The following is a 12,735-nucleotide window of genomic DNA, read 5'->3' as shown; positions in this document are numbered from 1 at the left end:
TATCAGCTCAGCTTCTCGGCAATTCGCATAACGGCACTCCTCGCTCTTGGATTGGCTTTAACCTCTTGTTCACCCGGCTTGATCGCTTTACCAATGGGCCGCATTCTTTTATTCAACTGGTCTTCCGTCACTGGCATCCAGCGCGGCAGCTCATCGCCTTTGGCCTGTTTTCTGATAAACCTTTTGGCGATCCGGTCTTCCAGTGAATGAAAACTGATCACCACCAGACGCCCACCCGGTTTGAGCACCTCCAATGCGATATCCAGGCCATCCACCAGATCGTCCAGTTCGCGATTGACATGGATACGAATGGCCTGAAACGCACGGGTAGCCGGATGCTTGCCCTTCTCTCTGGAAGGACTGGCTGAGGCGATAATGGCCGCCAGCCGCTTCGTCGTCGTAACAGGCTCTGCTTCTCGTTCCCTGACAATAGCCCTGGCAATTCTGCGCGAAAAGCGATCTTCGCCGAACTCCCAGATCACCTTGCTGATTTCCTGCTCTTCGGCTCGATTAATCCAGTCTGCCGCACTTTCTCCCCCGGTAGTGTTCATCCGCATATCCAGCGGGCCATCCTGCATAAAACTAAAGCCCCGCTCAGCGTTGTCAAGCTGAGGTGAAGAAACCCCCAGATCCAACAAAACCCCATCCACCTGCTGACCCGTAAGAGCCTCTTCCAACTCTGTAAAAGAGCCGTGGTATATGGAAAAACGGCTATCCATTCCGGCCAGCTCCTGTGCTGCGGCAATCGCCCTCGGATCTTTATCAATCCCTATCAGCCTGCCTTTGTCAGACAGCATTTCCAGAACTGCACGACTGTGTCCGCCCCGGCCAAATGTTCCGTCAACATAGAGACCGTCCGGGTCTGTCACCAACGCTTCAACCGCTTCCTTTAACAGCACGGTAATGTGCTGATCTGATTGCTCTTGCAATGTCATCTATCGTGCCCGGGCGTATACCCATTACAGGGACAAAGACTGGAGCTCAACCGGCACTTCAGTGGATTCACTGGCCTCTTGAAGATAATCGTCTCGCCGCTGGTTCCAGCAGGCTTCATCCCAGAGTTCAAACTTTTTGCCCTGCCCCAGCAGAATGCAGCGTTTATTCAGGCCTGCATAATCCCTGAGCAAGGGAGGTACTAAAACTCGGCCACTGCCGTCCATATCAATGTCGGTGGCGTGTCCGATAAGAAGTCTTTGTATTCGGCGTGTCATCGGATGAAAACTGGGCAGGGCTTCAATCTTTGCCTGAATGGACTCCCACTCATCCTGCGGATAAATCAATAGGCAGGGCTCGTCGGTATCGATGGTTGCCACCAAGCTGCCTTCACAACGATCCTTCAATACCTGCCGATAACGGGTAGGTACTGCAAGACGCCCCTTGGCATCGAGGTTGATGGCATTAACCCCTCGAAACAAACCGATTCCCCCAAGTCAAATCAGACAGAATGGCAGGCTGCAATCCGAAGAGAAAAAGTGTTCACCGACACCCTTCATCCCCACATCATGCTCATTAAACTCCACATTTATCCACTTTACTCCACTGAAGCACACTATAGGAACCTGAAAAACCCACGTCAAGGTCAGAATCTGTCTGACGAGTCAAAGAATTGACTTATCCGGAAAGCCGATAACCAGTGCCCTGCATCAAAAAAGTGCATAAAAATGAGCAGCTTGGAGAGAAGAATTGTTTAAGCCCATGAAGCATAAAAGCCGCCTGAAAAAATTGTAAAAATTTTAGACAACGGCCGACTCTGATGGACACAACCCCAACTATGACAAAAAAGGCTGCTGTGGTTCCGGGAATAGAAAGAGGAAGAAAAAGAAAGTCTCGAGCTGGCCTGTAAGCCGGGTTCTGTCCAACCTGTCAACAGGTCTGGGCAATCATTCATCTGGGATGTCTGTCACCAGACACCTCAAGCAACCTACCCGAATCCAGTGCGGGTCACACCTCAGGATTCCTATTTGGTCTTGCTCCAGGCGGGGTTTACCATGCCATGAACTGTTGCCAGCCATGCGGTGCGCTCTTACCGCACCCTTTCACCCTTACCGGTCACCGGATGGCGACTTAGGCGGTCTGCTCTCTGCTGCACTTTCCGTAGGCTTTCGCCCCCCAGGCGTTACCTGGCGCCTTACCCTCTGGAGCCCGGACTTTCCTCCACCAGCTACTGAAAACAGCATCTGACAGCGACTGCCCGGCCAACTCGAGGCGGCGAATACTACCGAATGATTTCCTTCACTGCAATTCATTCATTTCGCACTCTTAAAACATCAACAAAATATCAACCGGATGGCATTGTCATATTTCTGTAACCAACCAGTGTCATATTTCTGCAACCAAAATGTCATCTTGATTATTTACTGTTCACTTTTCTATTCACTCTGTAAAAGGAATCATTACTTATGGCCATTAAACCCCTCGCTGGCCTCGCCGTTGCAGCGGCACTGATCAGCACGCAGGCACAAGCCAAAACAGAGATTGAGTGGTGGCACGCCATGGGCGGTGCGCTGGGCACCAAAGTCAATGAGATTGCCGCAGACTTTAACGCCAGCCAGTCAGAGTATGAAATTAAGCCTGTCTTCAAAGGCAGCTATGCAGAAACCATGACCGGCGCCATCGCCGCCTTCCGGGCAAAAGAACAGCCAGAAATTGTGCAGGTATTCGAAGTTGGCACCGCCACCATGATGGGCGCGAAACAGGCGATTTACCCGGTTCACCAATTGATGGCGGACACTAAAGAGCCTTTTAACCCGGATGATTACCTTTCCGCTGTCACCGGCTACTACACCACTAACGAAGGCAAGATGCTTTCTCTGCCATTCAACAGTTCAACGCCCGTGCTTTATTACAACAAAGACATGTTTGCCAAGGCCGGTGTAAAGCAACCACCCAAGACCTGGAAAGAGATGGAAGCAGTCTCTCGCAAGCTACTGGCCTCTGGTGCAACCTGTGGTTTTAGTACAACATGGCAGTCATGGACCCAGATCGAGAACTTCGGCGCACGTAATAACATTCCGGTAGGCACCAGGAACAACGGCTTTGCGGGGCTTGATGCGGAACTGAAGTTCAACGACTCAAGGTTCGTTAACCATATCGATCGAATGGGTCAGTGGTCGAAAGAAGGCCTCTTTAAATACGGCGGTCGCCAAGATGAAGGTATGCCGCTGTTCTACACCCAGCAATGTGCAATGACCATGGGCTCTTCAGCCAGTCTTGCGGGCATTCAGGAGAACATGAAAGACGTTGATGTCGGCGTTGCCCAATTGCCTTACAATTCGGAGCTGGTTGCCAAACCACAAAACACCATTATTGGTGGTGCCTCGCTTTGGGTGCTTCGTGGCCACTCAAGTGAAGAGTACAAAGGTGTAGCCAAGTTCTTCAGCTATCTGTCAAGTCCGGAAGTTCAGGCCGACTGGCACCAGTTCACAGGCTACCTGCCCATCACCAAAGCCGCTTACGAGCTGACGAAAAAGCAAGGCTTCTACGAGAAGCATCCGGGCACCGACGTAGCGGTTCTGCAAATGACCTCTACCGAGCCAACGGTGAACTCAAAAGGTATTCGCTTCGGTAACTTCCTGCAAATCCGTGACATTATCAACGAAGAGCTGGAAGCGGTATGGGCGGGTGATGCCACCGCCCAGGAAGCCCTGGACAATGCTGTTCGTCGTGGTGGTGAGCAACTGCGCCGCTTTGAACGCACGCAGAAATAGCGAGCTTTGATGCGCTGAGTTTTTTCTCACTTTTTTCTCAGATACGCATTTTCCCCACCCTCATCCGGTGGGGAACTCGTTCACACACCCTGCTTGATTTTGGTATTTGAATGTCTTCACCCGTTGTTTTTAAGCACAAATGGCTTCCGGTTGCGCTCATCGCGCCTCAGCTGGTGATCACCCTGGTGTTCTTCATCTGGCCGGCAGGACAAGCCGTTTTCCAATCTTCACAACTGGAAGATGCCTTCGGCATGAGCCGTCAGTTTGTCGGCCTGGAGAATTTTATAAGGCTCTTTCAGGACCCACTTTATCTGGATTCATTGCTGACCACGCTGCAATTCAGCATCAGTGTTGCCGTACTCGCACTGGTCAGCGCATTGGTGCTCTCCGCCTTTGCCGAGCAAATCACCCGTGGTGCCACCACCTATCGCACCTTCCTGATTTGGCCTTATGCCGTTGCCCCGGCTGTGGCTGGCTCATTATGGCTGTTCCTGTTTGATCCAACCATCGGTGTCATCGCCGAAATCCTGAACCTGTTTGGCGTTGACTGGAATCCCACCCTCAATGGCAGCCATGCGATGTGGATGGTGGTGATCACCTCGACGTGGAAGCAAATCAGCTATAACTTCCTGTTCTTCCTTGCGGCGCTTCAGTCGGTGCCAAAATCCCTGCACGAAGCGGCAGCAATTGACGGCAGTGGTCCCATAAAACGCTTTATCACCATCAGCTTCCCACTGATTTCGCCCACCAGTTTCTTCCTGCTGGTGGTGAACTTTGTGTATGCGTTCTTTGATACCTTTGCCATCATCCATGCGATGACCCAGGGCGGTCCGAGCAACAGCACTTCGACGCTGGTTTACAAAGTCTACAACGATGGCTTTATTGGCTTGGATTTGGGCTCATCAGCCGCACAGTCGGTCATTCTGATGATCCTGGTCGCTTCCCTGACCGTTATACAGTTTAAGTATGTTGAGAAGAAGGTGGCGTACTAATGGTTGAAAGAAGACCGCTTTTTAATCTGTTTTGCCATGTCATTTTGATTCTTGGCATTGTCTCTATTGCGATTCCGGTCTGGATTGCGATCGTTGCAACCACTCACGAAAACAGCGCATTCGCCACCGGCACCCCCCTTTGGTTTGGGGACCTGGGCTTTAGTGTTTTTCGCGACTTGCTGAGCAACAGTACTGATAGTAACTATGCCTTGCCCATGAATGCCCTGCCCATTGGCAGCATGTTACTCAACTCTTTTATTATGGCGATGTGCATTACCATCGGTAAGCTGACCATCTCTCTTATGTCCGCTTATGCCGTGGTATTCTTCCGTTTTCCGGGTCGGATGCTGGCGTTCTGGATGATCTTCTTTACGCTGATGCTGCCCGTTGAAGTACGGATCATGCCGACGTTTGAGGTGGTCACTGACCTCAATATGCTCAACTCGTTCTACGGCTTAACCATCCCGCTGATTGCCAGTGCCACGGCGACTTTCCTGTTCCGCCAGTTCTTTCTGACGGTGCCCAATGAGTTGGTAGAAGCCGCACGAATTGATGGCGCAGGACCGATCAAGTTCTTCTTCGATATCCTGTTGCCACTGTCCCGCACTAACATCGCTGCCCTGTTCGTGATTACCTTCATTTATGGTTGGAACCAATATCTATGGCCACTGCTGATCACCACCGACGCAGAGTACTACACCATCGTTATGGGCATTAAACAAATGCTGAGTGTCACGGATGGCGTAGTGGAATGGAACAAAATCATGGCCACCACCATTATCGCAATGCTGCCACCTGTCCTTGTGGTTATTGCCATGCAAAAAGCCTTTGTGAAAGGTCTGGTAGATTCGGAGAAATAAATGTCCACATTAACTCTTTCAAATATCGCTAAATGTTATCCGAACGGCTACCAGGCGATCCAAAAACTGAACCTTGATATCTGCGACGGTGAAATGGTCGTGCTGGTAGGCCCCAGCGGCTGCGGTAAATCCACCCTGCTTCGGATGATTGCAGGCCTGGAGGAGATCAGTTCGGGTGAGCTGAAAATCGACACCACCCGGGTTAACGATCTGGAACCCAGTGAGCGTGATATCGCGATGGTCTTCCAGAACTACGCCCTGTACCCGCACATGACGATTTACAACAATATGGCTTACGGTCTGCGCAACCGCAAAACCCCCAAAGCTGACATCGATCGTTTGGTTCATGAAGCCGCAAAGATGCTGGAGCTGGATCATCTCCTCGACCGCAAACCGGGTCAACTGTCCGGTGGACAACGTCAACGTGTCGCCATGGGCCGTGCTATCGTGCGTGAACCCAAAGTGTTTCTATTTGACGAGCCGCTGTCCAACCTGGATGCCAAACTGCGGGTTCAGATGCGTCTGGAGATCAAGAAACTTCAGCGCCGCCTGGGGACCACATCCATCTACGTAACCCACGATCAGGTTGAGGCGATGACCCTGGCAGACAAGCTGGTAGTGCTCAACAAAGGTAACGTGGAACAGGTTGGTACGCCGCTGGAGATATACGACAACCCTGCATCTTTGTTTGTTGCGACGTTTATTGGTTCACCCTCGATGAATATCCTGAACGGTGATGTAACGACCAACGGCATTGCAATAGACGGCGCTCTGCTGCCTACCTCCACGGCGAAGCTGGACCTGGGCAAGGTAAAACTGGGACTTCGTCCAGAGCATTTAGAAATCAGCGAAGATAACCCATGGTTGCAGGTAGAAGTGGAATTGATTGAATCCCTGGGTGCCGACTTGCTGCTTTATTGCTGCACAGAGGGTAGCGAATCTCAGAAGTTAGTCGTTCGTGTTGAAGGACACACGCCGGTTCAAATAGGCGACAAACTCGGTCTGGCGATCAAACCAAAGCATGTTCATTTGTTTGATGCTAACACTGAAAAACGCATTGAGTGTGCCCTGACTTCGTCGACTCAAAACGTGAACTCTGCTGATGGAGCAGTTAACCACAACGAAAACACACAGGGCTCGGTGGTTGCCTAGTACACGATTTCAATGTAATTGACGGGCTCCCTCTATCAATGGCTCCCAGACTCCGTTCACCCTTAGCGGAGTCGAAGGGTGGTTGGCACGATCTTTATTGTTGGTTCGGAGTCCACATCCTTCGACTCCGCTCAGGATGAACGGGGTTTGGTTGCTCAGGACGAACAGGGTTTGGATGCCATTTGGCGATTCAGGGGCTGCACGACGCATATCGTATGTATGGCAGGGCTGCTGAACTACAAATTCTGATAAGCTGCCCTGTGGCGACGTTTGTAAACCAGGTAGCACACTGAAGCAATTGCACCCATCAAAGCAAAAGCGGTAACTTCTCCAATTATCCCTTCTACGATGGAGCCTGCAGGATGTTTACCCGAATGTTTTGGGCCAGGTTTACCTCTACAACCAGGCATACAGCCTTTAGGTCTGCAAATCACAAATTTGCCGCCGGTCAACGACGAATTAGACCACTTATACTGGGCTGAACAAGATTTGCATGTAATAAAATCGAGCTTTCCGTCATAATCCATTTCATCAGAATTAAAAACGCACGAAGAGTAGAATGTACATTGCTCTTTTGACTCAGGGTTAACGCAGGTCCCATTGACCTCAATACCTGCACTCCCTTCTGGTGATACAATTCCACTACAATTGTATATCCCCCTTTCCCCGCAATGAAAATAGTACGTCTCGTTAGCCCTCGGACACCTTATCACAGACGGTTGATAGGGTAAGTTATCAGCATTGTCTTCAGTATTTTCTTCAGCAAAAACAGGGTATTTGGAAAAATTAATGATGAAGAGAAAACAAAAAATAACGTTACCAATTCGTTTTTTTAACGAGCATTGTTTAGTTTTCATCAAAATACACTCCCGCCCCGACAAAAGCGTAGGAGACACGATAGAAGCGATGACCAAGTATAGCTCGTAACCCTTGGCTTAAACTGAAAACCTGAGCAAACTTCAAGGCATAAATTCACCGGATTGGATTACATAGAGCTAATCTACCACGAAGATTTCCAAACCAGAGAGGCGACTAAGCAGGTGATATGCTTAACTTGCGAGGTTTTGCCACACTCTCTCAGAACCTGAGAAATTATTCCGAGAGCTCTAGACATGACCAAATTGCAAAATCATCTGACCCGGTTATTCGCTCCTTTACTCCTGTTACAGGCTCTGAGCCTGCATGCTCAAACGACTCAGCCTGGCACACCGCCCCCTGCAACGGTACCGTGCGACACTCTTTCAGGAAACACGACAGGGGTTCAGCAACGACTAAACCAGTACAACGGCCTTATTTACGGGCGGGATTGTGTTGTTCTCAGTGCCGACCCAGCAGAAGATATAGCCCAGTTGATCAATGGGATGGCTGAAAACACCGTGATACTGCTCTCCTCCAACACGGTACCCTCAGTGACGACGCCTCCTCTAGTCGCTGACTCTGTGACGGGTAAAACCCCGGTTAACTACCTTATTGGCAATGAAATCGTTTTGAAGAACGGCCAGCTCATTATCGGGGCTGCTGATGACGGTTTTGAAATCGTCATCTCGGTCCAACAATCTTATCCAAAAGAACAAATGGTCAGGGTTGGAACCCCTGACCATTTCCAGTTTGGGGAAACAAAAGACTGTCATATAAGTCACGTTACTTTCCTGCCATTTGAACCTAAGGGCCTAATCCCCGTTACCGCCATTGTTTTAGCAGAATGCTATAACCGAAGACTGGTTATAGAGAACAACATATTCCGCATTCCTTATTGGACTGCGGTTGACCTTAATTGCAAAAAACCGCTGGATGCATCAAACAATGAGACACGTACCGGCCCGGGTCTACTGTTCACTAACAATACCGTCATAGGTAAGGCTATCCCAATGCTTGTGGGTGGTGAGCTTACTCCCAGCTTAGGGATACATATCAGTCTCCCTGCCATTAAGAACCAGTTTCGGAGGCTCGCTATTATTGGCAACACATTTCTCGGGAAAATGGCAGAAGCAGGTGAATTTATTCTTGGACCCGGAACCCGTCTCGATGTCTTCAGAAACATAATCAAGGCATCTAATGCTGGAGTTACCTATCTTGTTCTCGTTATGGGAGGATATCCACTGCAGGGGGGGCTCGCTTTTTTAGGTCACAATGATACCGACGTCGAACCTCCTCTCTTTAATCTGGCAGGCAATCAGATCCAGGTAACAGCAGACGCTATCATCGTCAATGCTTCCCTGCAACTGGCTCTGGCCTGTAACCACCTGCAGGCCGTCAGTCCATGGAAGCAACTGCCACAACTCTTCGGCCTGAAAGCCGTTAATCCATTACCACTGGGAGCTGAGTGTGAAGAACCAACAAACTCATCTATTGTTATGCCAGCAACCACTCCTTATAGCATCAACCAGATCGTTAATACCTGGGCAGCCATCAATAACTCCACTGCCACCGCCTGCAGTGGACTGGCCAACCTCGTAGGTCAGTTCTTCTTTGAATCAGAAAACTGCTCAATAATCCCTACACCCTGTATTACTGATAGGAACTACGACGCCGCCTCCAGTGCTCCTGTGGCTTCTATCAGTGCTCCTGTGGCTTCTATTTCACCGGCGCTTAAACCCATAGCGATTTCAGGGTTGGGGGTCATAATAACTCTGGCGATCTTGTTGATCCTATGAAATCACTTACTTCATCGTCAGCGACAACTCATAAAGCTGCTTCTTACGATAGCCGGACACATCAGCGATCACTGCGGCGGCTTTTTTAGCGGGTAACTCCTGCAACAGCCGTTGCAGTAATTTAACGGTTTCAGGATCAACCGCCTCTTCCTTCTGCTCTTCAGCCCCTTCAACCAGAACCACAAACTCGCCGCGACACTGATTAGCGTCTTCCTGTAAGATTTTTTCCACCACGGCCACCTTGCCTGCAAGCACCGTCTCAAAGGTTTTGGTCATCTCTCTGGCCAGCACGATATATCGATCTCCGCCCAACACTTCCCGAAAATCGGCAAGGCTGTCCAGAATTCGGTGCGTGGATTCATAGACAGCCCAGGTATGAGTCATCGAACCCAACGCTTCCAACCTTTTCTTTCTGCCAGAGGATTTGGCGGGTAAAAAGCCTTCAAAATAGAACCTGTCTGTTGGCAGGCCACTGACCGACAGAGCCGCCACCAGCGCACAGGCACCGGGAACAGGCACCACTTTAATCCCCTGCTCCCTGACTCTTCGCACCAGCACAAAACCCGGATCTGAAATCAGGGGCGTTCCGGCGTCACTGATCAGGGCCACGGAGTCGCCCTGCTGCAATCGGGCCAATAACACCTCCGCCTGATGCTTTTCATTGTGCTCATGGCAGGGAACCATGGGAGTCTCAATCCCAAAGTGATTAAGCAGCTTCCGACTGTGACGGGTATCTTCTGCGGCAATCACTGACACCTGCTTCAATACTTCAATGGCTCTCGGCGTCATATCATCAAGATGACCAATGGGGGTTGAAACAATAAAAAGGGTACTTTCAGACATATCCTGCCAGCCAGTTGTTCCACTATGAAGGCTGTTCATAGTCGGGAAAATTAAAAGTCAAACGGCCGGAAGTGTACCCTCTTCAAAGAGCCATTGACAAAATACTTCACAACCGAATCCCTCTACTCTTTCCCATCAGGCTGACGCACAGGCTATGTTGGGGTAGAATGCACAGATCAACAACAGTTCGGTCGACTCCGATTTTTATGAGCCAGAACTTTTCTATGCGCCAGGGCCTCTTTATGCGCCAGGGCTTTTCCAAGCGTATCCTGATCACCGCACTGCTAATCAGCGCCGTGCTGACAGGATGCTCAACACAGCCCAGCAAAGTGGTTGAACTGCCTTCACCCGCCTATGAACTCACCCCGGAAGAAGCAGCAGATCAACTGCTGGAACGAGCGAAACGCAGCTCATTTCCAGAAAGCGCCAGACTCAAAATCCAGGCTGCCAGACAGCTGACCGATGACCAGACAGTCAGGGCACAAGCGATTCTGGACAGCCTGAATTACGACGAACTGCCTGAACCTCTGAAGGCAGAAATGGCACTGGCAAGAGCCCGCATTGCTGAGCAAATGGGACAGAACCGGGAAGTTTTCTTCTGGCTGGATCGTGCCTCCGTCATTAACAGCAGCAACATCCAGCTTCAGGATCAAAGCCATACTCTCAAAGCCAGAGCCTACAATCGCTACCGAGAATACGCTGCTGCCCTCGATGAATGGAGCATGCTGTCTGACATCAGCAGGCTCGACCAACAGCCTGAAGACCGCGACGCCTTTTGGGAAACTCTGCTTAATGCACCAAAGGAACGCCTGACCGACCTGGCCAGCGAAACCAACAATCAGGCCATGAAAGGTTGGCTGCAAATCGCTCTGGTTTATCGCCCTGGCAAATCACTGGAGCAACAACTCGCTGACCTGACCAGCTGGCGCACTCGCTGGCCGGAGCATCCGGCAACAGCCTATTTACCAAAAGACATCGCCGCGCTTCAGATAGCCAGCACTCAACAACCCGACAAAATGGCGCTTCTTCTTCCGGTCAGCGGCCCTCTGGCCTCTGCGGGTCGAGCCATTCGAGACGGCTTCCTCGCCGCTTACTACCAGAACTTGTCTGATGCCCAAAAGCCCCTGCCCGAAGTGAGCATAATAGACACCCACGGCAAAGACGTTGTCGAACTGGCTAACGAAGCTAAAAGCAAGGGCATCACATTGATCATCGGCCCCCTTGATAAAATTAACGTGGGCCTGTTAAAAGAAAACACACCTGAAGGCGTTACCGTCCTCGCGCTGAATACGCTGGCAGATAATGAGGAAGACAATGGCAGCCAGCCAGCTCAAAACGACAACTTCTTCGAGTACGGCCTATCCACTGAAGATGAAGCCAGAGCCGTAGCCCGCAGGGGTATACTGGACGGTCATCGTCGGGTATTGATACTGCGTCCGGAAACGTCATGGGGTGACAGGGCAACCAACAGTTTTGTCAGCGAATGGACAAAACTCGGTGGCGAGGTGGCCGGTGTTTCTGAATTCAACGAGAGAACCGAATTCAGCCAACTGGCGGGTAAGGCTCTGCTGGTTGACGACAGTCAGAAACGAGCCAGGGAGCTGAGCCGGGTGCTGAGGGAGCCGCTCGGCTTTGCACCCCAAAGAAGACGTGATGTCGACATGATCTACATGCCCTCCAATGCCAAGGAAGCCCGCCAGCTCAAACCTGCCCTTTCTTACCAGTACGCTGGCAAGCTCCCTATTTATGCCACTTCCAGTGCATACTCTGGTAAAGTCGATCCCAGCAGGGATCAGGATCTGGACAACCTGAGAATCCCCTTGATGACCTGGTACCTGCCTGACCAGAAAGGCAGTCTTGAGTCCAATATTCGCGCCACCTGGAGCAACTCAAGAGGCCTGTATGGCAGCCTTTATGCCATGGGTGCCGACGTTTTTAAGCTGTCCCCCCGTCTGCAACAACTTGCCAACCTGCCCGGTAGTCGCCTGAAAGGGCTAACAGGCCTGCTCAGCATTAACAGCAAACACCAGGTGGAAAGAGAACTTTCCTGGCAGGTCTTCCGAGGTGGTCGACTGAAACCCCTGCCCATCCCAGCACAAGATAAAGCCGATGTTCTGGCAATTAAAACTTCAGAATAAACAGGGGCTTTCTGCAGAAAACCGGGCTTTGAGCTATCTCAAAACCCGGGGGATGCAGCTGGTCAAGAGAAACTATGCCTGCAAAGCAGGAGAGATAGATCTGGTCATGCTCGACCGGGAAACGCTGGTTTTTATAGAAGTTCGCTCCAGATCACCCTCACAATTCGGCTCTGCCGCCGAGTCCATTACCATCCACAAGCAGCATAAAATCAGAAAAGCGGCTGGCCATTTTCTGGCCCTTCACTCGCAGCATCAGCACAGGCTTTGCCGTTTTGATGCTCTTTTACTCAAACATTCATCGACACACCGTGACGAAAACTCCGAAGGGGATATAGAATGGATTAAGGGGATTTTTTAGACCCAACGACATAAAAAAGATAAAAAGCGGT

11 protein-coding genes and 1 other RNA gene are annotated in these 12,735 nt (G+C 50.7%); 7 read left to right on the top strand and 5 right to left on the bottom strand.

Going from position 1 to position 12,735, the window contains the following annotated elements:
• Positions 1-2: 2 nt before the first annotated feature.
• The 3 genes from rsmH to rnpB form a co-directional block, all read right to left on the bottom strand.
• Positions 3-935 carry a 16S rRNA (cytosine(1402)-N(4))-methyltransferase RsmH gene (gene rsmH / locus K7B67_RS05395; RefSeq protein ID WP_252179342.1) on the bottom strand — a complete coding sequence of 311 codons (933 nt, stop codon included), beginning with the start codon at positions 933-935 and terminating at the stop codon, positions 3-5.
• A gap of 24 nt (positions 936-959) precedes the next feature.
• Complete coding sequence (gene mraZ, locus K7B67_RS05390; protein WP_252179341.1) at positions 960-1,415, bottom strand: division/cell wall cluster transcriptional repressor MraZ; 456 nt, start codon at positions 1,413-1,415, stop codon at positions 960-962.
• A 409-nt stretch (positions 1,416-1,824) separates the two neighbouring features.
• Positions 1,825-2,203, bottom strand: an RNA gene (gene rnpB, locus K7B67_RS05385) — RNase P RNA component class A.
• A 196-nt stretch (positions 2,204-2,399) separates the two neighbouring features.
• On the opposite strand from rnpB, the gene ugpB reads away from it, so the two are divergent.
• From ugpB to K7B67_RS05365, 4 genes are all read left to right on the top strand, one after another.
• Positions 2,400-3,707 (top strand): sn-glycerol-3-phosphate ABC transporter substrate-binding protein UgpB, encoded by a 1,308-nt coding sequence (ugpB, locus tag K7B67_RS05380; protein WP_252179340.1) that lies wholly within the window; start codon positions 2,400-2,402, stop codon positions 3,705-3,707.
• 110 nt (positions 3,708-3,817) lie between these two features.
• Complete coding sequence (gene ugpA / locus K7B67_RS05375) at positions 3,818-4,699, top strand: sn-glycerol-3-phosphate ABC transporter permease UgpA (RefSeq protein ID WP_252179339.1); 882 nt, start codon at positions 3,818-3,820, stop codon at positions 4,697-4,699.
• Entirely contained in the window at positions 4,699-5,559 is an 861-nt protein-coding gene (gene ugpE / locus K7B67_RS05370) for a sn-glycerol-3-phosphate ABC transporter permease UgpE (RefSeq protein ID WP_252179338.1), read from the top strand. The genes ugpA and ugpE overlap by 1 nt, the downstream gene beginning before the upstream one ends.
• Positions 5,560-6,711 carry a sn-glycerol-3-phosphate import ATP-binding protein UgpC gene (locus K7B67_RS05365; RefSeq protein ID WP_252179337.1) on the top strand — a complete coding sequence of 384 codons (1,152 nt, stop codon included), beginning with the start codon at positions 5,560-5,562 and terminating at the stop codon, positions 6,709-6,711.
• A gap of 236 nt (positions 6,712-6,947) precedes the next feature.
• Here K7B67_RS05365 and K7B67_RS05360 read toward each other — a convergent pair whose 3' ends face one another.
• On the bottom strand, positions 6,948-7,568 hold the full coding sequence (locus K7B67_RS05360; protein ID WP_252179336.1) for a hypothetical protein: 621 nt from the start codon (positions 7,566-7,568) through the stop codon (positions 6,948-6,950).
• Between the two features lie 255 nt (positions 7,569-7,823).
• Here K7B67_RS05360 and K7B67_RS05355 point away from each other — a divergent pair, with 255 nt between their 5' ends.
• The gene (locus K7B67_RS05355) at positions 7,824-9,365 is read left to right on the top strand and encodes a hypothetical protein (RefSeq protein WP_252179335.1); all 1,542 of its coding nucleotides are present in this window, start codon (positions 7,824-7,826) and stop codon (positions 9,363-9,365) included.
• A gap of 6 nt (positions 9,366-9,371) precedes the next feature.
• Here K7B67_RS05355 and rsmI read toward each other — a convergent pair whose 3' ends face one another.
• Positions 9,372-10,208 carry a 16S rRNA (cytidine(1402)-2'-O)-methyltransferase gene (gene rsmI, locus K7B67_RS05350; RefSeq protein WP_252179334.1) on the bottom strand — a complete coding sequence of 279 codons (837 nt, stop codon included), beginning with the start codon at positions 10,206-10,208 and terminating at the stop codon, positions 9,372-9,374.
• Positions 10,209-10,432: 224 nt separating this feature from the next.
• On the opposite strand from rsmI, the gene K7B67_RS05345 reads away from it, so the two are divergent.
• Both K7B67_RS05345 and K7B67_RS05340 read left to right on the top strand, forming a co-directional pair.
• A complete protein-coding gene (locus tag K7B67_RS05345) occupies positions 10,433-12,346 on the top strand; it encodes a penicillin-binding protein activator (protein ID WP_252179333.1) in 1,914 nt (637 codons plus the stop codon).
• On the top strand, positions 12,318-12,704 hold the full coding sequence (locus K7B67_RS05340) for a YraN family protein (RefSeq protein WP_256484736.1): 387 nt from the start codon (positions 12,318-12,320) through the stop codon (positions 12,702-12,704). Before K7B67_RS05345 ends, K7B67_RS05340 begins: the two co-directional genes overlap by 29 nt.
• Positions 12,705-12,735: the final 31 nt, after the last annotated feature.

It is taken from the genome of Endozoicomonas sp. 4G (genome assembly GCF_023822025.1).
Classification (GTDB): Bacteria; Pseudomonadota; Gammaproteobacteria; order Pseudomonadales; family Endozoicomonadaceae; genus Endozoicomonas_A.
This window is presented reverse-complemented; position numbering and strand designations above follow the sequence as displayed.